At 73.6% G+C, this 20,003-nt stretch carries 18 protein-coding genes; 10 read left to right on the forward strand and 8 right to left on the reverse strand.

Going from position 1 to position 20,003, the window contains the following annotated elements; translation table 11 throughout:
• Window positions 1–192: 192 nt before the first annotated feature.
• Window positions 193–489: a DUF4235 domain-containing protein gene (locus ACFY2L_RS10655; protein ID WP_390656555.1), complete on the reverse strand. Its 297-nt coding sequence runs from the start codon at window positions 487–489 to the stop codon at window positions 193–195.
• Between the two features lie 81 nt (window positions 490–570).
• Window positions 571–1,590 (reverse strand): glutathione S-transferase family protein, encoded by a 1,020-nt coding sequence (locus ACFY2L_RS10660; protein WP_390822054.1) that lies wholly within the window; start codon window positions 1,588–1,590, stop codon window positions 571–573.
• A 139-nt stretch (window positions 1,591–1,729) separates the two neighbouring features.
• Between ACFY2L_RS10660 and ACFY2L_RS10665 the strand changes: the two genes are divergently transcribed.
• Window positions 1,730–2,698: a cation diffusion facilitator family transporter gene (locus tag ACFY2L_RS10665; RefSeq protein ID WP_390822055.1), complete on the forward strand. Its 969-nt coding sequence runs from the start codon at window positions 1,730–1,732 to the stop codon at window positions 2,696–2,698.
• Window positions 2,699–2,798: 100 nt separating this feature from the next.
• On the opposite strand, the gene ACFY2L_RS10670 is transcribed toward ACFY2L_RS10665, so the two are convergent.
• Window positions 2,799–3,245 carry a nitroreductase family deazaflavin-dependent oxidoreductase gene (locus ACFY2L_RS10670; RefSeq protein WP_390656558.1) on the reverse strand — a complete coding sequence of 149 codons (447 nt, stop codon included), beginning with the start codon at window positions 3,243–3,245 and terminating at the stop codon, window positions 2,799–2,801.
• 168 nt (window positions 3,246–3,413) lie between these two features.
• On the opposite strand from ACFY2L_RS10670, the gene ACFY2L_RS10675 reads away from it, so the two are divergent.
• Window positions 3,414–3,878 (forward strand): nuclear transport factor 2 family protein, encoded by a 465-nt coding sequence (locus tag ACFY2L_RS10675; protein WP_390822056.1) that lies wholly within the window; start codon window positions 3,414–3,416, stop codon window positions 3,876–3,878.
• Between the two features lie 161 nt (window positions 3,879–4,039).
• On the opposite strand, the gene ACFY2L_RS10680 is transcribed toward ACFY2L_RS10675, so the two are convergent.
• On the reverse strand, window positions 4,040–4,663 hold the full coding sequence (locus ACFY2L_RS10680; RefSeq protein WP_390656560.1) for a LysE family transporter: 624 nt from the start codon (window positions 4,661–4,663) through the stop codon (window positions 4,040–4,042).
• 304 nt (window positions 4,664–4,967) lie between these two features.
• On the opposite strand from ACFY2L_RS10680, the gene ACFY2L_RS10685 reads away from it, so the two are divergent.
• Together ACFY2L_RS10685 and ACFY2L_RS10690 are read left to right on the forward strand one after the other, a co-directional pair.
• On the forward strand, window positions 4,968–6,176 hold the full coding sequence (locus tag ACFY2L_RS10685; RefSeq protein WP_390656561.1) for a cytochrome P450: 1,209 nt from the start codon (window positions 4,968–4,970) through the stop codon (window positions 6,174–6,176).
• A 12-nt stretch (window positions 6,177–6,188) separates the two neighbouring features.
• Window positions 6,189–6,425, forward strand: a complete 237-nt coding sequence (locus ACFY2L_RS10690; RefSeq protein ID WP_390822057.1) for a ferredoxin — start codon at window positions 6,189–6,191, stop codon at window positions 6,423–6,425.
• A 242-nt stretch (window positions 6,426–6,667) separates the two neighbouring features.
• Here ACFY2L_RS10690 and ACFY2L_RS10695 read toward each other — a convergent pair whose 3' ends face one another.
• The gene (locus ACFY2L_RS10695; RefSeq protein WP_390657113.1) at window positions 6,668–7,213 is read right to left on the reverse strand and encodes a TetR/AcrR family transcriptional regulator; all 546 of its coding nucleotides are present in this window, start codon (window positions 7,211–7,213) and stop codon (window positions 6,668–6,670) included.
• A gap of 138 nt (window positions 7,214–7,351) precedes the next feature.
• Here ACFY2L_RS10695 and ACFY2L_RS10700 point away from each other — a divergent pair, with 138 nt between their 5' ends.
• From ACFY2L_RS10700 to ACFY2L_RS10710, 3 genes are all read left to right on the forward strand, one after another.
• Window positions 7,352–7,813, forward strand: coding sequence for a nuclear transport factor 2 family protein (locus ACFY2L_RS10700; RefSeq protein WP_390822058.1), 462 nt, complete (start codon window positions 7,352–7,354; stop codon window positions 7,811–7,813).
• Between the two features lie 9 nt (window positions 7,814–7,822).
• Window positions 7,823–8,362: a flavoprotein gene (locus ACFY2L_RS10705; RefSeq protein ID WP_390656564.1), complete on the forward strand. Its 540-nt coding sequence runs from the start codon at window positions 7,823–7,825 to the stop codon at window positions 8,360–8,362.
• Window positions 8,363–8,439: 77 nt separating this feature from the next.
• On the forward strand, window positions 8,440–9,408 hold the full coding sequence (locus ACFY2L_RS10710) for an aldo/keto reductase (RefSeq protein WP_390656565.1): 969 nt from the start codon (window positions 8,440–8,442) through the stop codon (window positions 9,406–9,408).
• 6 nt (window positions 9,409–9,414) lie between these two features.
• On the opposite strand, the gene ACFY2L_RS10715 is transcribed toward ACFY2L_RS10710, so the two are convergent.
• The gene (locus ACFY2L_RS10715; RefSeq protein ID WP_390822059.1) at window positions 9,415–10,188 is read right to left on the reverse strand and encodes a phytanoyl-CoA dioxygenase family protein; all 774 of its coding nucleotides are present in this window, start codon (window positions 10,186–10,188) and stop codon (window positions 9,415–9,417) included.
• Between the two features lie 61 nt (window positions 10,189–10,249).
• Here ACFY2L_RS10715 and ACFY2L_RS10720 point away from each other — a divergent pair, with 61 nt between their 5' ends.
• Complete coding sequence (locus ACFY2L_RS10720; protein ID WP_390656567.1) at window positions 10,250–11,173, forward strand: helix-turn-helix domain-containing protein; 924 nt, start codon at window positions 10,250–10,252, stop codon at window positions 11,171–11,173.
• Between the two features lie 287 nt (window positions 11,174–11,460).
• Window positions 11,461–13,473 (forward strand): ricin-type beta-trefoil lectin domain protein, encoded by a 2,013-nt coding sequence (locus ACFY2L_RS10725; RefSeq protein ID WP_390822060.1) that lies wholly within the window; start codon window positions 11,461–11,463, stop codon window positions 13,471–13,473.
• Between the two features lie 12 nt (window positions 13,474–13,485).
• Here ACFY2L_RS10725 and ACFY2L_RS10730 read toward each other — a convergent pair whose 3' ends face one another.
• Window positions 13,486–14,835 carry an SLC13 family permease gene (locus ACFY2L_RS10730; protein WP_390822061.1) on the reverse strand — a complete coding sequence of 450 codons (1,350 nt, stop codon included), beginning with the start codon at window positions 14,833–14,835 and terminating at the stop codon, window positions 13,486–13,488.
• Between the two features lie 45 nt (window positions 14,836–14,880).
• Window positions 14,881–17,247 carry a SpoIIE family protein phosphatase gene (locus tag ACFY2L_RS10735; RefSeq protein ID WP_390822062.1) on the reverse strand — a complete coding sequence of 789 codons (2,367 nt, stop codon included), beginning with the start codon at window positions 17,245–17,247 and terminating at the stop codon, window positions 14,881–14,883.
• Window positions 17,248–17,751: 504 nt separating this feature from the next.
• Here ACFY2L_RS10735 and ACFY2L_RS10740 point away from each other — a divergent pair.
• On the forward strand, window positions 17,752–19,992 hold the full coding sequence (locus ACFY2L_RS10740) for a glycoside hydrolase family 9 protein (protein ID WP_390822063.1): 2,241 nt from the start codon (window positions 17,752–17,754) through the stop codon (window positions 19,990–19,992).
• The last annotated feature ends 11 nt before the right edge of the window (window positions 19,993–20,003 follow it).

Consider the following 20,003-nt stretch of genomic DNA (forward strand, 5'->3'; position numbering starts at 1 on the left):
GGAGGCGTCGGGGGTGTGCCTCGGCGGGCGGCCTGGGCGAGGGCCCGAGGGAGTGCCCCCGGATGCCTCAAGGACCTTCCAGAGGAGGCCCAAGGGAGGCCCCAGGGGGTGTCCCGGTTGGCGTCGGGGCGAGGTGAATGGCTGCGGGGCCCCGGGAGGCCCCGAGGAAGGGTCTCCCGGGACCCGGGGGGCTCAGTCGCGGCCCCCCTTCTCCTTTGCCGGCCACACCCCCGTGGACCGTTCGATGGCTTTCGCGCCCGTGCGGTCGGCGGCGCTGCGGGCCGCGGCGAAGATCGCGCCCTGGAGCGCCGCGGCCAGTACGACCTCGGTCCAGCCGCGCTCGCGGTCCAGGGCGTCGGGCGCGTTGTCCTCGTGCCGGATCGCCTTCCACGCCTTGCGGAAGGCGAGCCCGGCCAGCGCGCCGCTCGCCCAGCCGAAGATGAAGCCGACGGGCTGGTAGACGAGAGGGAGCTTCCTTTTCTTGGCCACGGGGTTCTCCTTGAGATGTGTCCATCCGGCCGCCGAGGGATGTCCAGGGGGCCGCACCGAATGATCAGGACCGGGGTGGGATCAGGGCCGCCCCTGCGGCGGGACCTCCTCGCCCGCGGGCACCGGTCCCGGCGGCGTGCCGTCCCCGAACGGGCGGCCGCCCAGCCGCTCGCGGTCGTGCGGGGTGAGCCAGCCGGCCAGGTCAGGTCCCACGGGGACGATCCTCGTCGGATTGATGCCGTCGTGCACCTGGTAGTAGTGCCGTTTGATGTGGTCGAAGTCGACGGTGTCACCGAAACCGGGCGTCTGGTAGAGATCGCGGGCGTACGCCCACAGCACCTGGTTCTCCGTCAGCTTCCAGCGGTTGCACTTGAAGTGGCCGTGGTAGACGGCGTCGAAACGGACCAGCGTGGTGAACAGCCGGATGTCGGCCTCGGTGATCGTGTCGCCGACCAGATAGCGCTGCCGCGCGAGCCGCGGCGTCAGCAGTTCCAGCCGCCGGAAGACGGCCGCGCAGGCCTCCTCGTACTCCTCCTGCTCACTGGCGAACCCGGCCCGGTACACCCCGTTGTTCACGTCCGTGTACACCTCGGCCATCACCGTGTCGATCTCGTCGCGCAACTCCTCCGGGTAGAGGTCGGGCGCCCCGGGACGGTGCAGGGCCCGCCACTCGGTGGCCAGGTCGAGGGTGATCCGCTGGTAGTCGTTCGTCACCAGCTCGCCGCTGGGCACGTCCACGATCGCCGGCACGCTGACCCCGCCCGGGTAGCCGGTCTCCCGCCTGTCGTAGGCCTCGCTGAGGTGGCGGATGCCGAGGACCGGGTCGCGGTCGTCCGGGTCGAGGGTGAAACGCCAGCTGCGGTCGTCCTGGATCGGATCGGCGATCGCCATCGACAGCGCGTCCTCGAGGCCGAGCAGCCGCCGGGAGATCACCGCCCGGCTCGCCCAGGGGCAGGCACGGCTGACCACCAGACGGTAACGGCCCGCCTCCACCGGCCAGCCGTCCCGGCCGTCCGCGGTGACGCGGTCCGCGAAGTGGCTCTTGGACCGCTGGAACCGCCGGTGCCCGTAGGCGCTGTTGCCGTCGCCCCCGCCGCTCATGGATCCTCCTGGTTCTCGCGGGTTCCTGCCGGAACGGGGCCCGTGCGCGCCGGCGCTCGCGCCCCGTTCTGCTGAACGCGTTCCCCGTTTTCGGCCGACGGCACGGTGTGATCCCGACCTGCCCGGGCATTCGGCCCGGATGAGCGGGACATCATCGAACACGCATGCCGACCAGAGGACACGCCTCACTGTTCTGGTGGCACTGGCCGCCAATCTCGTCATCGCCGCCGCCAAGGCGGTCGGCGGACTGCTCGCGGGCTCTCCCGCGCTGCTGTCGGAGGCCGCGCACTCCGTGGCCGACAGCCTCAACGAGGTCTTCCTGCTGGCCGCGCTGCGCCGCAGCCGCCGCCCCGCCGACCGCCGCCATCCCTTCGGTTACGGCAAGGAACGCTTCTTCTGGTCGCTGCTCGCCGCCGTCGGGATCTTCGTCATGGGCGGCTGCTTCTCCTTCTTCCAGGGCGTCGAAGCGCTCAGGGCCGGCGCCGAAGAGAAGCTCAGCGGCTATGTGGCGGGCCTGATCGTCCTCGGCGTCGCCTTCCTCGCCGAGGGCGCCTCCCTCCTGCGCGCCCTGCACCAGGTGCGCGGGCAGGGCGGCACCGCGCGGCTGCGCGACCCGGCCCTGCGCACCGTCGTCGCCGAGGACGGCACGGCCGTGCTCGGGGTCACCCTGGCCGCGGCCGGCATGGTGCTGCACATGGTGACGGGGGACGTCGTGTGGGAGGCGTCCGCCTCACTCGCGATCGGCGCGCTGCTCGTCTACGTCGCCTACCGCCTCGGCCGGGAGGCCCGTGACCAGCTCATCGGCGAGGCCGCCGACCCCGAGACCTCGGACCGGATCCGGGAACTGCTGGCGACCCAACCGGAGATCGACAGCGTGGAGGCGGTCTTCACGATGAAGATGGGCCTGGACACGGTGCTGGTCGCGGGCCGCGTGGACCTGGTGCCCGGCATGGACAGCGAGCGGGTCGAAGAGGTCGCCGTCCGGATCAAGCGTGCGGTCGCCCACGCGATCCCGGAGGCGGGCGAGATCTTCATCGATGTCACCGACCGCCTCGCGCGTGAGGCACGGGAAAGCCCCGCCGCGACGGGGGAGCGCGGCGGGGCCTGACGTTCGATTGCCCGGTGCGGGCTCGTTCATGCGCTCCCCCCGCAGATTTTTCTACGGGCCCTGCCGAGAGGGGGCTGCCGGGAAGCCGGTTCCGGGCGGCTCAGCCCGCGGCCGGCTCCGCGACGAACAGCGGAATCTCCCGGTCGGTCTTCTTCTGGTAGTCGGCGTACGGCGCGAACGCGGCGACGGCACGCTCCCACCATTCGGCCTTCTCAGCACCGGTCACCTCACGGACCGTCATGTCCTGCTTGCGTGGGCCGTCCTGGAGCTCCACGTGCGGGTCGGCCTTGAGGTTGTGGTACCAGACGGGGTGCCGAGGCGCGCCGCCCTGGGAGGCGACCAGGGCGTACCGCCCCTGGTGCTCGACCCGCATGAGGGGCGTCTTGCGGAGCTTCCCGCTCTTCGCCCCCCGCGTGGTCAGCAGGATCACCGGCAGCCCCGTCTCCCTCAGCGTGGTGCCCTCGGTGCCGCCGGAGCTCTCGTACAACTCCACCTGCTCGCGCACCCAGTCGGTCGGGCTGGGCTCGTACTCGCCTTCGAGAGGCATGGCATCCGTTCCCTTCGTCACGTCGTCGGTCGTCACGTCGTCGGTCGGCCGGCTGGGTCCTTCAACACCGGTGTCCCGGTGTTTCATCCGTACCGGGCCACCCTCTCGGGTACGCCCTTACCTCGCGCGTAATCGTGCCGCGTGCCTCCCTTCGGCAGACTCGGCCCCATGACGAGGACGACTGAATCCGGCACGCACCCCGCCCCCGGCACCGACACCGGCACCCGCGCCGTCGTCGAGGAGCTGCTGCGCCGTATCGCCGAGGGCGACCCCGAGCGGATCGCCGAGCTGTACGCCGACGGCGCCGACTGGCGGCTGTCCTGGCCCGAGGACGAACACGGCCGCGCCGGGACGCCCTGGATCCGGCACCGCGCCACCCGGGCCGACGCGGCCGACCATTACCGGGCCCTGGCAGCCCACCACACGCTCGCAGAGGGGGACACCCGGGTCGAGCGCGTCCTCGTCGACGGCGCCGACGCCGTGGTGCTGGGCGAGATCCGCCAGACCGCCGCACCCACCGGGCGCCCCTACCGGGCCGCATTCGCCCTGCACCTCACCGTCGCCGGCGGGCTCGTCGTCCGTCACCACGTCTACGAGGACAGCCTGGCCGTGGCCCGCGCCTTCGCGGAGTGACCGGGGCGCCGTGAGGACCGGCGACCGGCGGGTCACGCCCGGCGCGCCAGCTCGCAGGGCCTGACGACCCACCGTCCGGCCCGGCCACCCACCGTCCGGCCCACCCCCACCCCAGCCCCTCGGCCCACCCCCACCCCCGGCCTGCACCCCCTCCCCTCGGCCTACACCACCATCCCCACAGCCAGCACGGTCATCACCCCGCTCGACCCGAGCGCCGTCGCCAGTCGGCCCCGGCGCCCGGTCAGCGCCCGGCCCAGCAGTGCCCCGCCGCCGGCCAGCAGCAGCTGCCAGCTCGCGGACGCGGCGAAGGCCGCCAGCACGAACACGCCCTGGTCCAGGGGGCGTGCGGATGCCGTGGTGTCGTTGCCCAGCACCAGCGCGGCGAAGTAGACGACGGTGGCCGGGTTGAGCAGCGTGATGCCGAGCAGACTCAGCCAGGCCCGGGCGGGGGTCGGCGGCACGGGCGCGGAGCGGGTGGCGAGCCGGTGGGCCCGGTACGCGCGCAGGGCCGTCCGGGCACCGCGGACCGCGAGGACCAGCAGCACCAGCGCCGAGACCCAGCGCAGCGGAACCAGCACCGGCCGCAGGGCGGCGGCGACGGCGGAACCGCCGACGGTGGCCACGAGGGCGTAGAGCCCGTCGGCCGTGGCGACGCCGAGCGCGGCGCACGCGCCGGTGCGCAGGGAGGTGCGGGCGGTGAGCGAGACGAGGTGGGTCGCGACGGCCCCGACGGGCACGGCGATGCCGTAGCCCGCGATCAGGCCCGCGACGAGCGCGCCGGTCACGGGTGCGCGGGACCGGGCCTCCGGGGACGGCCGGGCTGCTGCTGGACCCGCGCCGGAAGGACGGCGTCGGACATCAGCGGCAGGCGGGCTTCGAAGGTGTGCATGGCCGGATCCTGCGGTCCGCGGCTGCCGAGGGCAAGTGAATTCGCCGGGCCGCGTCCCGGGCGTCCGGGACGCGGAGCGGTCGGTTCCGGCCATCTCGCCCCATTCGCCGATCTGGCTGAACTCCGTGTCGCCACATAGGTGCCCGGGGCATCTAATGAAGATCGGCACGAAGACGCACCCTTCGTCTGCGAGGTCTCCCATGACGGAACTCACGGAACGCGCGGAACCCGTCGCCTTCCCCCAGGACCGCACCTGCCCCTACCACCCGCCCCAGGCCTACGACCCCTTGCGCGCCGCCCGCCCCCTGTCCCGCGTCACCCTCTACGACGGCCGTACCGCCTGGCTGGTCACCGGCCACGACACCGCCCGCGCCCTGCTCGCGGACCCCCGTCTGTCCACCGACCGCACCCGCCCCGGCTACCCGGCCACCTCACCGCGCTTCAAGGCGCTGCTCGACCGCCGGGCCGCCCTGCTGAACGTCGACGATCCCGACCATCACGCCCAGCGCCGGATGCTGGTGCCGAGCTTCACCCTGAAACGCGCCACCGCGCTTCGGCCGTCCATCCAGCGGATCGTCGACGAGCGGATCGACGCGATGCTGGCCCAGGGCCCGCCCGCCGAGCTGGTCTCCGCCTTCGCGCTGCCGGTGCCGTCGATGGTGATCTGCGAACTGCTCGGCGTCCCCTACGCCGACCACGAGTTCTTCGAGGAGCAGTCCCGGCGGCTGCTGCGCGGCAGGCTGCCGGAGGAGGTCCGGGACGCCCGCGACCGGCTCGACGACTATCTCGGCGCGCTGATCGACCGCAAGCTGGACGGCCCGCGCGGCGACGGAGTCCTCGACGCCCTGGTCCACGAGCAGCTGCGCGACGGCACCGTGGACCGGGAGGGCGCCATCGCCCTGGCCACGATCCTGCTGGTGGCCGGCCACGAGACCACCGCCAACATGATCTCCCTCGGCACGTACACCCTGCTCCAGCACCCCGAGCGGCTGGCCGAGCTGCGTGCCGATCCCGCGCTGCTGCCGGGCGCCGTGGAGGAGCTGATGCGGATGCTGTCCATCGCCGACGGGCTGCTGCGGCTGGCCACCGAGGACATCGAGGTGGCCGGGACCACCATCCGGGCCGGGGACGGGATCGTCTTCTCGACCTCGGTCATCAACCGCGACGCGAGCGCCTACCCCGAACCCGACACGCTCGACTGGCACCGTCCCGCCCGCCATCACGTGGCGTTCGGCTTCGGCATCCATCAGTGCCTCGGCCAGAACCTGGCCCGCGCCGAGCTGGAGATCGCCCTGCGCACCCTCTTCGAGCGGCTGCCCGGGCTGAGGCTCGCGATCCCGGCCGAGGAGGTCCGCCACAAGCCCGGCGACACCATCCAGGGGATGCTGGACCTCCCCGTGACCTGGTGAGAGGCACCCGCCATGCACCCCGACACCCCCACCCGCGGGCACAGCGGCCCACGCATCGAGATCGACACGGAGATCTGCATCGGCGCCGGCCAGTGCGCTCTGGCCGCGCCCGGCGTCTTCACCCAGGACGACGACGGCTTCAGCGCCCTGCTGCCCGGCCGGCCGGAGGGCGCCGGCAGCCCGATGGTCCGCGAGGCGGCCCGCGCCTGCCCGGTCGGCGCGATCCGGATCTCCGGCCCGCCCGGCTGATCCCTGCCTCAGCGCCCACCGGCACCGGCGCACGACGGGCGCGGGCGCCGGTGGGCACGCCGGATGCCGGCGCACGACGGGCGCGGGCGCCGGTGGGCACGCCGGATGCCGGCGCATGACGTGCGGGCGCGGGCGAGCACGCCCGAACCCGCCCTACGGCGGCCGCGGGCGCCGGCGGGCACTCCGGCGCCCGCACGCGTCGAGCGCCGGACGCGCCGTCCACCCGTGGCACCGGGCGACCCTCACCCCAGCAGCCGGCGGGCCGCCTCCCGTGCCTCCGCGGCCGGGGCGGCGGACCCGCCGATGCCGGCCGTCACCATCGCGCCCTCGGCCAGCAGGAACAGCGGGCCGGTCAGGTCGCCCGGCAGGCCGGCGTCGGCGACCAGCGCGCCGAGGTACTCCCGGAACGCCCGCTTGTGCGCCCGTACCTGACCGGCCACCCGCTCCGAGGTCGCGCCCAGCTCGCCGTACGCGTTGATCCAGGCGCAGCCCCGGAAGTCCGGCTCGCCGAACCACTCCTCCAGCCAGTCGAAGACGGCCAGGATCCGCTCCCGGGGGTCCTCCCGCCGCGCGACGAACTCCGCGAGCCGCCCGCGCCAGCGCACGTCCCGCCGCGCCAGGTACGCCTCCACCAGCAGCTCCTTCGCCGGGAACAGCTGATACAGCCGTTTGAGCGAGACACCCGAGGCGCCCCGGACGTCGTCCATGCCCACGGACTGCACACCGCGTCCGTAGAACAGCCGCTCCGCGGCGTCCAGTGCCTGCTCGCGGGCCGTCGCGCTGTCCATGGGCGTCACCACCGTGTCCTGGTTCTCCTCGGCAGGGTTCACCTTGACGGGAGAACGACCGTTCTCTACGTTGTGAGCGTACCGGAGAACGCTCGTTCTCCACTCATCTGCCCGCCCTCCACCAAGCCGGGAGACCCCATGTCCGACCCCCGCCCGCCCCTGCCGCCCTTCACCCGGGAGACGGCCGCGCAGAAGGTCCAGGCCGCCGAGGACGCCTGGAACACCCGCGATCCGCACCGCGTCGCGACGGCCTACTCCGAGGACTCCGTCTGGCGCAACCGGGACACCTTCCTCACCGGCCGCGCCGCCATCGTCGACTTCCTCACCGCCAAATGGGCCCGCGAGCGCGCGTACGCGCTGCGCAAGGACCTGTGGGCCTTCGACGGCAACCGCATCGCCGTGCGCTTCCAGTACGAGTCGCAGGACGCCGGCGGCCGGTGGTGGCGCTCGTACGGCGTCGAGCTCTGGGAGTTCGACGAGCGCGGGCTGATGACCCGGCGCGAGGCCGGCATCAACGACGTGCCGATCGAGGAGAAGGACCGCCGTATCCAGGGCCCCCGGTCCGCCGCCGAACGCGGACTCACCCTGCCCGTTCAGTAGGGTTCCCGGGTGACCGCACAGGACGAGAAACCGGACGAGAAACCGGACGAGAAGCCGCCCTTCCTCTACGTCGTCGTCTGCGCCGCCGGCATCGCGGCCGGCGTCGGCAAGCTGATCACCGCCGCACAGGAGCGGCAGTGGCAGGTCGGCGTCATCGCCACGCCCCTCGCCATGAACGGCTTCTTCGACACCGCCGCCGTGGAGGCGCAGACGGGCCGGCCGATCCGCTCGGCCTGGCGCCGCCCCGGCGATCCACGCCCCTTCCCGGACCCCGACGCGGTCGTCGTCGCCCCGGCCACCTTCAACACCGTCAACAAGTGGGCGGCCGGGATCGCCGACACCCTGGCCCTGGGCACCCTGTGCGAGGTGTCCGGCCAGGGGGTCCCCGTCGGCGTCCTGCCCTGCGTCTCCGGCGCGCTCGCCGCCCACCCCGCCTACCGGGAGAGCCTGATCCGCCTGCGCGGGATGGGCGTCCGCTTCGGAGCTCCCTACGACGGCGGGGACGGCCGGGAGTTCGGCTGGGAGCGGGCGCTGGACCTGCTGGGGTGAGTCGCCGGGAGGAGCGGCGCGGGGCGACGTACGCTCCCCTGTGACTCCCTCCCGCACCGACGTCAGGAGCAGCGACGATGCAGTACGTGAAGCTCGGTTCGACCGGTCTGGACGTGTCGCGGATCTGTCTGGGCTGTATGACCTACGGCCTCCCCGACCGGGGCGTGCACGAGTGGACCCTCGACGAGGAGGCCTCGCGTCCGCTGATCCGTCAGGCGCTGGACGCCGGCATCAACTTCTTCGACACCGCGAACGTCTACTCCGACGGCACCAGCGAGGAGATCGTCGGCCGGGCGCTGCGCGACTTCGCCCGCCGCGACGAGATCGTCCTCGCCACGAAGGTGCACGGCCGGATGCGCCCCGGCCCCAACGGCGGCGGGCTGTCCCGCAAGGCAGTCCTGTCCGAGCTGGACCACAGTCTGCGCCGCCTCGGCACCGACCACGTCGACCTCTACCAGATCCACCGCTTCGACCCGCACACCCCGGTCGAGGAGACGATGGAGGCGCTCCACGACGTGGTCAAGGCCGGCAAGGTCCGCTACATCGGGGCGAGTTCGATGTACGCCTGGCAGTTCTCCAAGATGCAGTACACCGCCGAACGGCACGGCTGGACGAAGTTCGTCTCCCTGCAGAACCACTACAACCTCCTCTACCGCGAGGAGGAGCGCGAGATGCTGCCGCTCTGCGCCGACCAGGGCATCGGCGTGCTGCCCTGGAGCCCGCTGGCCCGCGGCCGCCTCACCCGCGACTGGGGGACCCGCACCGAGCGCAGCGCCACCGACAACTTCGGCAACACCCTCTACCTGGAAGGCGACCACACCATCGTCGAGGCCGTCTCCCGCATCGCCGGAGACCGAGGCGTCCCCCGCGCCCAGGTGGCCCTGGCCTGGCTCCTCCACCAGCCCACGGTGACGTCCCCGATCATCGGCGCGTCGAAGCCCCGGCATCTCGAGGACGCCGTCGCGGCGGTGGAACTGGAGCTGACCGAGAAGGAGTCGGCGGAGCTGGAACGGCCCTACACCCCCCACCCCGTCGCCGGTCACTGACCGCGGTCAGTGCGGACCCGCCGGTGAGACGAACTCCGTACCGCACGGCCCCGCACCTTTGCTCTCCGGCAGCGAGACCCGCGCCCCGCTCATGGACAGGGTCCGGTAGTACCCGCCGATCCGCTCCGCGGACCGCCCCACGTAGTGCCCGATGAACGACCGCCGGAACCGGTCGGAAGACCGGTTCGGCTGCGACCCGTGGACCAGGCTCCCGTTGAAGAACAGGACGTCGCCCGGCTCCATGTCGACCGGGACGGGCGTGAGTCCGGCCGGCGGCGGCACGTACTCCCGGGCGAAGGACAGCTCCGCGTCCGCCTCCTCCGGACAGAACAGCCCCGTCCGGTGCGTACCGGGGACGACTTCGAGCCCCCCGTTCTCCCGGTCGATCACGTCACACGCCAGCCACGCCGCCACACACGTGCCCGGCTCGACCCGCAGATAGAAGTTGTCCTGGTGCAGCGCCTGCCCCCGGGCCCCCGGCGGCTTGAAGTAGAACATGCTCTGCGCGGCCAGCACCTCCTCGCCCAGCAACTCCTCCAGCACCTCCCGCAGTCGCGCGTCCAGCAGCGTCCGCCGGGCGAGCGCGCTGATCTCGTGCGGGTGCATCACCCTCGGGAACCGGTCCAGCGGATCGTCACCGGGCCGCGGCAGGAAGTGCCCCGGCACCGGCCGGCCCGCCGCCTGCAGCGCCGCGAACTCCGCACGCAACCGGTCCACTTCGTCGTACCCGAACAGCCCCCGGACGACGGTGAAGCCGTCCTCCTCGTACTGTCGCAGCATCCAAGTCCTCCTTCGCCGACCCGCCCATGGTGAGGCGGACGCGGCCCACCGGAGGATGCCCATGCGTGCTGACGACCTGCCCGTCCCTGCCGGCGCCGGGGACCCGTCCCCGCCGCCCGGCCTGGTGGTGGTCGGGCACTTCGACGAGGGAGCCGGATACCGCGTCAACCGGCCTCGCGGATCCGACAGTTGGCTGTTCACCTGGACGACGGGCGGACAGGGACGCCTGAGGCAGGGCGGCGGCGAGGTCCGGGCCCGCGCCGGCGATCTGGTCGCCCTCGCGCCGGGCGTCCCGCACACCTACGGCGTCGAACCCGGCGCCGCGCACTGGCGGTTCTGGTGGGTCCACTGCCAGGCCCGCCCGTCCTGGACCCCCTGGCTGCGTCCCTACGGCACCGACGACGGCCTGTACGCGGTCACCCCCGTCCCCGAAGCCCTGCACCCACGGGTCGGGGCGGCCTTCCGGCGCATGTACGCCGACGCCCGGTGGCCCCGAGAGGAGCCGCCGGACCCCTCCGCCATCGTCCTGGCGCACGGCACCGCCGCCCGCGAACTCGCCCTGTGCGCACTGGAGGAGGCCGTCCTGGTCAGCACCGCCGCCGCGCGCCCGACCGTGCCGCCGCCGGGTCTCGACGACCGCGTCCGGCGCGCCCAGGCCATCGTGGCCGCCGACCCCGGCGCCCCGCACACGGTCGGCTCCCTCGCCGCACAGGTGGCCCTGTCCCCCTCGCGCTTCGCCCACCTCTTCACGGAGCAGACCGGCCAGTCCCCGATGCGGGCGCTGCGCGAGGCGCGGCTGCGGCACGCCGCCCGACTGCTGGAAGGCACCGACCTGTCCGTGGAACGCGTCGCGGCCGCCTCCGGTTTCGTCAGCCCCTTCCACTTCACGCGCGTCTTCCGCGCCCGGTACGGGAGACCTCCGGGCGCGTACCGGGACGGAATGCGCGCCGCAATTACCCTCTCGAAAGGGACACCAATACCGTGACCCCCCGAAAAGGCGGGACGGTATTGACGAAACGTCAAATGCTTTTCTCCCCGCACCCTGCACGAAACCGCGGGATCTCTTGTTCCTCCTGGTCCGGCTGTGCAAAGGTGTGCCGTGTCGGCGCGCAGACAACGTTTTCTCCCCTGCGCGCACGAGGCCCCTGTGCTCCGTAGCACCCCCCCCATGCTTCACAAGAGCCGCTCCCCGCTGACCTCGCACAGGTGCCGAACCCTGCCTATTGCCGCATGTCCGTCTCCCCGGGACGTGCCTCCAGGAGGAATGCAGCCGTGAATGACGCAGGCCTGTCGAATTCCCCTTCGGCTCGCCGCCTCGACGCGACCGACGAACAGCTGAGCGTCGAACTGACGCAGTGGACGGGGGAGGCGCCCGCGCTCCATCCCGTCGGCGAGCTGCTGGACCGGCACTGGGGGGCGGTCTTCGCCTACGCGCGGCTGTGCACCGACGGCGAACGCGCGGCCGGCATGCTCACCACGGCGGCCTTCACCCGGCTGTTCGGCGCGAGCCAGCACCAGGACGGGCCGACCGCCGCATGGCGCCCCCACCTGCTGGCCACCGTCCGCCGGATCGCCGCCGAATGGGACTCCGACGGCCCCCGTGACCTGCTCCACCCCGATCTGCGCGTCCAGGACGACGACAGCATCCCCGTGGCGGCCCGGCTGCTCCCGCCGGCCAACCGGCGCATGCTCGCCCGCGCGTTCCAGCGGCTGCCCCAGTCGGCCCGCTGCCTGCTGTGGCACACGGAGGCCGAGGCCGAACCCCTCGCGATCCCGGCCGGTCTGCTCGGCCTCGACGAGGAGGGTGCCCGGATCGAGCTGCGCCGCTCCCGCGAACGGCTGCGCGAGGAGGTTCTCCAGGTCCACCGCGAACAGGCCACCGACGACGAGTGCCACCGCTACCACCGGCTGCTGGACGTCACCTGCCGGCGCGGCGGCGTGGACGTCGACCCCGATCTGCGCGCCCACACGGACCAGTGCCGGCACTGCGCGCACACCGCCGACCAGCTGCTGCAGTTCGAGGGCCTGCTGGGCGTCGCCCTGGCCGAGGGCATCCTCGGCTGGGCGGCCGGCGCCTACCTGGAGGGCCGGGCCACCGCGGACGGACGCGAGCGCGCCGCGGCGGCGGAGCGCCTGCGGGGCGCGGCCGTCGCCGGCGAGGCCTTCCACGACGAGCCGGCCGGACCGCCCGCGCCCCGGGACACCGCCGCGCCGGGCGGGGCGGCCGACGCGGCGCACCCCCTGGCCGCCACGCCCACCGCACCCGGCCCGCTCCCCGAGTCCGCCACCCCCGTCGCTCCCGGCCGTCACGCCGAGGCCGCCCCCCGTCCCACGTCCAGCCGCTCCGACCGGAAGGCGGCCCGCCGCGCCCGCCGGCGCAACCTCACCGCCGCCGTCCTCACCGTCAGCGGCATGGTCGTCCTCCCGCTCGTGGTGTGGGCCGCCCTCGGTTCCGACGGCGGCACGGGCCGGACCACCGGCGGCGAGGCGGCGAGGACCCCGGCCGCCGACCCGGACACCGCCGCCGACGGCCCGTCCCGGGTGGACTCCGACCAGGCGACCCAGGGCACCCTGCGCGGCCGGCTGCACAACGTCGCCTCCGGGCTGTGCATCGGCATCGCCGGCGACAAGGCCGTCAAGGGCGCCGAGACCCTGCTCGCCACCTGCTCGTCCGCCGCCGGCCAGCAGTGGACGTACGAGACCGACGGGCTGCTGCGCAGCACCGCCGACCCCGACCTGTGCCTCGACTCCCACCTCGGCTACTCGGTGCGGCTGGGCCCGTGCACGGACTCCTCCGCGGCGACCGCCGAGAACGTCCGCTACGACTTCACCCTCCAGGGCACGCTCGTCCCGCGCTCCGGCCAGAACCTGGCCCTCGCCCCCGCCGCCACCGACGGTTCGGGCGCCCTGGTCCTGAAGAACCGCGCCAACGGCACCGCCCAGCGCTGGGTGATCGACACCTCCCAGCCCGACCCGCAGATGGAGTTCGTCAACTGGGGCGCCGACAGCGGCCCGTCCGGCACCCCGGCGCCGGCCCCGACCCCCGGGGCGACCAGGACGCCGGCCGCCGATCCGGCGCCGTCGAGCACCCCGACGACCCCGACGGATTCCTCCGCCGACCCGTCCGGCGCCTCCTGCTCGTACTACTCCTGGTACTCCTGCACATGGGGCGGCCCCTCCAGCGGCTCCGGGTACGGCTACGGCGGCCCGGACCACGGCTCCTCCGGCAGCGGGGACGGCGGCTACGGGACGGGAACCGGCTCCTCGGGCGGCTGGCGCCACTGACCGGCCGCCGGGTCACACCACCTGGAGGGACACCCACAGCGCCACGACCGCGCCGCCCAGCGTGGCCGGCACCGTGAGCAGGCCGAGCCGGGTGAACTCCCCGACCCCCACGTGCTTCTCGTGCCCCTGCACCACCCGCCGCCACAGCAGCGTCGCCAGCGAGCCGGCGTACGTCAGGTTCGGGCCGATGTTCACCCCGAGCAGCACCGCGAGGACGGCCCCGGCCCCGGCCGGGGCGGCCAGCGGGACCAGGACCAGGACCGCCGGCAGGTTGTTGATCAGGTTGGCGAGGACGGCGGCCAGCGCGGCGACGCCGAGCAGCGCGAACAGTCCCGAGCCGTGCGGCAGGACGTGCCGCAGCGCGCCCGCGAGTCCGTTGTCCACGACCGCCCGGACGACGACCCCGAGCGCGAGCACGAACGCCAGGAACCCGGGCGCCGCCGACCGCACCACCGCCCGTGGCGTCACCCGCCGGCGCGCCAGGGCCCGCACCGCCATCACCAGCGCGCCCGCGAACGCCGCCCACGCCGGTTCGACGCCGAGCGCCGAGGCCAGCACGAACCCGGCGAGCGTGCACGCCACCGTGACCAGGGCGAACATCGGCACCCCGGGCGCGGGACCGGCGTCGGGAGCGGCCTCGGCGGCGGGCGGACCGGCGGGCAGGCCGGCGGCGAAGAAGCGCCGGAAGACCGCGTACTCCAGACCCACCGCGACCAGCCACGGCAGCGTCATCAGCGCCGCGAACCGGGTGAAGCTCAGCCCGCTCGCCGTGAACGCCAGCAGGTTGGTGAGGTTGGAGACCGGCAGCAGCAGCGAGGCCGTGTTCGACAGATGGGCGCAGGCGTAGACGTGCGGTTTCGAGCGCACCCCCATCCGCGCGGCCGTGGCGAACACCACAGGCGTGAGCAGCACCACCGTCGCGTCCAGGCTGAGCACGGCCGTGACGACCGAGGCCAGCACGAACACCGCGGTGAGCAGCCGCCGGGGCCGGCCCGCCGCCCGGCGGGCCATCCACGCCCCGCACGCCGTGAACAGGCCTTCGACATCGCACAGGTGCGCCAGGACCAGTACCGCCGCGAGGAACCCGACGACCGGTCCGAGGCGCTCGGCCTCGGCGAGCGCGTGCTCCGGCGAGATGGCCCCCAGCCCGACCGCCACGGCGGCGGCGGGGACGGCGACGGCGGCCTCCGACCGCCCGGCGGGGCGCAGGACGGCCCACGCCAGGGAGGCGATCAGCAGGCAGACGGACAGCGTTTCGGCGAGCGGGGCGTTCAGGGTGGTACTCCGGGAGCGGGTTCGGGTGGTGCCCGCCCATCGAACTGCTCGGGATGCCGATCCAGCTGGCCGGGGTATGTGCCCCATGAAAACACGTCCGGGTAAAACACCCGCCAAGTGCCCGGGGCGGCCTCACTCCTCGTCGAACAGCGCCAGCTCCGCCCAGATCGTCTTGCCGTCGGCGGTGTGCCGGCTGCCCCAGCGCTGGGTGAGCTGGGCCACCAGCAGGAGCCCGCGGCCGCCCTCGTCCCAGGTCTTCGCCCGGCGCAGGTGCGGCGCGGTGTGGCTGCTGTCGGACACCTCGCAGATCAGGGTCGCGGCGTCGTGGATCAGGCGGAGCCGGATGGGGTGGGAGCCGTACCGGATGGCGTTGGTGACCAGTTCGCTCACCACCAGCTCGGTCGTGAACGACGCCTCGCTCAGCTCCCACCGGTCGAGCTGGTCGACGACCTGCTTGCGGATCGGCGCGACGAGCGCGGGGTCGGCGGGGATGTCCCAGGTCGCGACCTGCGAGGCCGGCAGCCCCCGGGTGCGCGCCAGCAGCAGCGCCACGTCGTCGGCGACGCCACCGGCCGGCAGCAGCGCGTGCAGCACCCGGTCGCACGTCTCGTCCAGGGAGTCCGAGTCCGCGGCGAGGGCCTCGCTGAGCAGCCGGAGCCCCGCGTCCTGGTCCCGCTCGGGGAAATCGATCAGCCCGTCCGTGTAGAACGCGAGGACGCTGCCCTCGGCCAGCTCCAGCTCGGTGGACTCGAACGGCAGCCCGCCCACGCCGAGCGGGGGACCCGGGGGCAGCTCGACCGCGCGCGGAGCGTCGTTCGGCCGCAGCAGCAGGGGCGGGGGATGGTCGGCTCCGGCCATGGTGCAGCGCCGGGACACCGGGTCGTACACCGCGTAGAGGCAGCTCGCGCCGACCTCGCCGGGGCTGCCCTCGCCGCCGGCCTCCTCCGACAGCCGCACGACGAGGTCGTCGAGATGGGTGAGCAGCTCGTCGGGGGCCAGGTCGATGTCGGCGAGGGTGCGGACGGCGGTGCGCAGCCGGCCCATGGTGGCCGAGGCCTGGACGCCCTGCCCGACCACGTCCCCGACGACCATGGCGACCCGCATCCCCGACAGCGGGATCACGTCGAACCAGTCGCCGCCCACTCCGGCACGGGCGGCGGGCAGATAGCGGGAGGCGGCGTCGACCGCGGCGGTGTCCGGCAGGGTGCGCGGGAGCAGGCTGCGTTGCAGGGCGAGGGCGGTGTCGCGCTCGCGGGAGTAACGGCGGGCGTTGTCGACGCAGACGGCGGCCCGGGCGGTGATCTCCTCGGCGAGCAGCACGTCGTCCGCGGTGAACGGGTCCGGCCGCCGGTACCGGGTGAGGACCGCGACCCCGAGGGTCATGCCCCGGGCGCGGACCGGCACGGACATCGTGGAATGGATGCCGAACTCGCGCACCCGCTCACCGCGCAGGGTGTCCCAAGCCAGCCAGGCGTCGAGGTCCTCCACGGAGGCGACGATGGTGCGGCCCGCCACCAGCGAGTCGGCCTGCGGCGATCCCGCCGGATAGGTCTGGACCTCGCCGGGCTTGACCACGGCCATCGGGTTGCCGGGATGGACCGAGTGGTGCGCGGCGCGGCGCAGGCTCAGCGGGGCGGCGAAGCGCGTCGGGGGGTCCCCGCCCTCCTGCGGGTCCAGCAGGTCGACGCTGACGAAGTCGGCGAGCGCCGGCACACAGACCTCGGCCAGCTCTTGCGCCGTGCGCGTGACGTCGAGCGTGCTGCCGATCCGCACACTGGCCTCGTTGACCAGTTGCAGCCGCTCACGGGCTAGATAGTTGTCGGTGAAGTCGTGCGCGGCCAGGCACACGCCCCGCACCCGGCCCTCGGCGTCCGTGACCGGCGCGAACCGTGCCAGCCAGGCGTGCGCGTGGTCCTCGCCGCCGGTCCGGGTGTAGGTCTGGACGTCCTCGGCCCGCCCGCTGGCGAGCACCCGGACCATGTGCCCCTCCAGCTCGTCGCTCTGCGGCCGGCCGCCGATCTCGGAGAGTCTGAGCCCCCGGGCGCGTTCCTCGGTCAGCCCGGTCACCTCGGCCATCGCGGCGTTCATCCGGGCCAGCCGCAGTCGCTCGTCGTAGACCGCGACCGCACACGGGGACTGCATCAGCGCAGCCGTGGCCAGCGGGTCGTCGGGGGAGAGGGGGCCGTCGCCGCTGAGCGGCGTCACGACGAGCCAGGTGGCCGGGGCGCCGTCCCGGGGCGGCCGGTGGTGGGCGAGCAGCCAGACCCGTACCGACCGGCCGTCCCGGTGGCGCAGGGCGAGCGTTCCGTCCCAGCGGGGGCCGGGGGGCAGCGGTGGGGCCGGCTCGGCGAGGAGCTCGGCGGCGGGCCGGCCCACGACCTCGGCCGGGGCCCAGCCCAGCAGGGACCGGGCGCCCTCGTTCCACCCGACGACCGTGCCGGTGTCGTCGACGACCACCCGGGCCGTCGCGGCTTCGTCGAAGGGATACTCCGGGCTCATCCTCGCCACTCCATCGCGGACACTCACAGTGAACAGGCGCGCCACATCCGTTCCAGCCTAGTCCGTCCCGCTCACCGGCGGACGGGAACCCCCTGAGAGGGCCGGTCAGATGGGCCCCGGCCGAGGTCAAGGGGCAGTTCCGGCCGAAACGTCCCGCCGGATGCGTCCGTCACCCGAGGGGGTCGGGTCTGCCCGTCCCCTTGACGGGGCGGGAGGGGGCCGTCGTCACATTCTGTTCGGGAACGATCAGTCGTGAGATCAGTTGTGAGTACTTCTGGGCCCTTGCCGGCCGCGCGCCGGGCGAGGGGCGGGGAGCGGTGCGGATCAGCAGGCGGGAGGGGCGGCCGGGGCCGGGGGGGCGGAACGGAAGGCCGTACCGTCCGGACTCCGACGGGGTGTTGACGGGGTGTCATCCGTGGCACAAGCATGTCCTCCGATCCCTCCCTGGGAGCGCTCCCATTGCGCCGACGGCGAGCGTCCCGCAACTCCCCGAGGAGCCTGGACGTGAAACGACGCAGAACCGCCCTGTTGTCCCTCGCGGCCCTGCTGGGCGCGGCGCTCATCGCGCTGCCCGCCCCGCAGGCCGGGGCCGAGGAGGTCGAGCAGGTCAGGAACGGCAGCTTCGACACCACCGCCGACCCCTGGTGGACCAGCAACGTCACCGCCGGCCTGGCCGACGGACGGCTGTGCGCGGACGTGCCGGGCGGCACCGCCAACCGCTGGGACTCCGCGATCGGCCAGAACGCGGTCACCCTGGTCAAGGGGTCCTCGTACCAGTTCTCCTTCTCCGCCTCCGGGGTGCCCGAGGGGCATGTGGTGCGGGCGATCGTGGGGCTCGGGGTCTCGCCGTACGACACCTGGTACGAGGCCACCCCGGTGCTCACCGAGTCGGGTGACGCCTACTCCTACACCTTCACCTCGCCGGTCGACTCCACCCAGGCGCAGGTCGCCTTCCAGGTCGGGGGCAGCGCGCAGCCGTGGCGGTTCTGCCTGGACGACGTGTCCCTGCTGGGCGGGGTGCCCCCGGAGGTGTACCAGCCGGACACCGGGCCCCGCGTGCGCGTCAACCAGGTCGCCTACCTGCCCGCCGGACCGAAGAACGCCACGCTCGTCACCGACGCGACCTCGAAGCTGCCCTGGCAGCTGAAGAACGCCGCCGGGGCGACGGTCGCCCACGGCTGGACCGTGCCGCGCGGTCTCGACGTCTCCTCCGGGCAGAACGTCCACTCCCTCGACTTCGGCCGCTACCGCACCCGCGGCACCGGCTTCACGCTGGTCGCCGACGGCGAGACCAGCCGCCCGTTCGACATCGGCACGGCCGCCTACGAGCAGCTGCGGCTGGACGCGGTGAAGTACTACTACACACAGCGCAGCGGCATCGCGATCCGGGACGACCTGCGCCCCGGCTACGGCAGGGCGGCCGGGCACGTGGGCGTCGCGCCCAACCAGGGCGACACGGACGTCCCCTGCCAGCCGGGTGTCTGCGACTACCGTCTCGACGTCAGCGGCGGCTGGTACGACGCCGGTGACCACGGCAAGTACGTCGTCAACGGCGGCATAGCCACCTGGGAGACGCTCAGCACCTACGAACGCTCCCTCCACGCCCGCACCGGCCACCCCTCGAAGCTCGGCGACGGCACCCTCGCCCTCCCCGAGAGCGGCAACGGCGTGCCGGACGTCCTCGACGAGGCCCGCTGGGAGCTTGACTTCCTGCTGAGGATGCAGGTGCCCGACGGGCAGCCCCTCGCCGGCATGGCCCACCACAAGATCCATGACGAGCAGTGGACCGGACTGCCGCTGCTCCCGGGCGACGACCCGCAGAAGCGCGAACTGCACCCGCCCACCACCACCGCCACCCTCAACCTGGCCGCCACGGCGGCCCAGGCGGCCCGCCTCTACCGGCCCTACGACAAGGCGTTCGCGGCGAAGGCCCTGAAGGCCGCCCGCAAGGCATGGGCGGCGGCGCTCGCGCACCCCGAGGTGTACGCGGACCCCGCGGACGGCACCGGCGGCGGCGCCTACAACGACGACAACGCGACCGACGAGTTCTACTGGGCGGCCGCCGAGCTGTATCTCACCACGGGTGAGAAGGAGTTCGCCGACCACGTGCTCCACTCTCCGGTCCACACCGCCGACGTCTTCGTCCCCACCGGCTTCGACTGGTCCCGCACGGCCGCCGCGGGCCGGCTCGACCTCGCGCTCGTCCCCAGCCGGCTGCCCGGCCGCGACAAGGTGCGCGCGTCGGTGGTGAAGGGCGCCGACACCTACCTGGCCACCCTCGCGTCCCAGCCGTACGGCATGCCCTACGCCCCCGAGGGCAACCGCTACGACTGGGGCTCAAGCCACCAGGTCCTCAACAACGCGGTCGTCATCGCCACCGCCTACGACCTCACCGGCGCCTCGAAGTACCGGGACGCGGCCGTCCAGAGCATGGACTACGTGCTCGGCCGCAACGCGCTCAACGTCTCGTACGTCACCGGCTACGGCGAGGTCGCCGCCCACCACCAGCACAGCCGCTGGTACGCCCACCAGCTCGACCCGAACCTCCCGGACCCGCCGCCGGGCACCCTGGCGGGCGGCCCGAACTCCGCCATCCAGGACCCCTACGCACAGACCAAGCTCCAGGGGTGCGTCGGTCAGTTCTGCTACATCGACGACATCCAGTCCTGGTCCACGAACGAGACCGCGATCAACTGGAACGCCGCGCTGACCCGGTTGGCCTCCTTCGTGGCGGACCAGGGGTAGCCGCCCGTTCG

It is taken from the genome of Streptomyces sp. NPDC001381 (genome assembly GCF_042895685.1).
Lineage (GTDB): Bacteria > Actinomycetota > Actinomycetes > Streptomycetales > Streptomycetaceae > Streptomyces.

Excerpts from the sequence above, each read along its gene's own strand:
- ACFY2L_RS10720 (WP_390656567.1), top strand. The coding sequence starts at position 10,250 with ATGCGTGCTGACGACCTGCCCGTCCCTGCCGGCGCCGGGGACCCGTCC.
- ACFY2L_RS10675 (WP_390822056.1), top strand. The coding sequence starts at position 3,414 with ATGACGAGGACGACTGAATCCGGCACGCACCCCGCCCCCGGCACCGAC.
- ACFY2L_RS10730 (WP_390822061.1), bottom strand. The coding sequence starts at position 14,835 with ATGGGGCACATACCCCGGCCAGCTGGATCGGCATCCCGAGCAGTTCGA.
- ACFY2L_RS10690 (WP_390822057.1), top strand. The coding sequence starts at position 6,189 with ATGCACCCCGACACCCCCACCCGCGGGCACAGCGGCCCACGCATCGAG.
- ACFY2L_RS10735 (WP_390822062.1), bottom strand. The coding sequence starts at position 17,247 with ATGAGCCCGGAGTATCCCTTCGACGAAGCCGCGACGGCCCGGGTGGTC.
- ACFY2L_RS10660 (WP_390822054.1), bottom strand. The coding sequence starts at position 1,590 with ATGAGCGGCGGGGGCGACGGCAACAGCGCCTACGGGCACCGGCGGTTC.
- ACFY2L_RS10695 (WP_390657113.1), bottom strand. The coding sequence starts at position 7,213 with ATGGACAGCGCGACGGCCCGCGAGCAGGCACTGGACGCCGCGGAGCGG.
- ACFY2L_RS10665 (WP_390822055.1), top strand. The coding sequence starts at position 1,730 with ATGAGCGGGACATCATCGAACACGCATGCCGACCAGAGGACACGCCTC.
- ACFY2L_RS10670 (WP_390656558.1), bottom strand. The coding sequence starts at position 3,245 with ATGCCTCTCGAAGGCGAGTACGAGCCCAGCCCGACCGACTGGGTGCGC.
- ACFY2L_RS10710 (WP_390656565.1), top strand. The coding sequence starts at position 8,440 with ATGCAGTACGTGAAGCTCGGTTCGACCGGTCTGGACGTGTCGCGGATC.
- ACFY2L_RS10700 (WP_390822058.1), top strand. The coding sequence starts at position 7,352 with ATGTCCGACCCCCGCCCGCCCCTGCCGCCCTTCACCCGGGAGACGGCC.
- ACFY2L_RS10685 (WP_390656561.1), top strand. The coding sequence starts at position 4,968 with ATGACGGAACTCACGGAACGCGCGGAACCCGTCGCCTTCCCCCAGGAC.
- ACFY2L_RS10715 (WP_390822059.1), bottom strand. The coding sequence starts at position 10,188 with ATGCTGCGACAGTACGAGGAGGACGGCTTCACCGTCGTCCGGGGGCTG.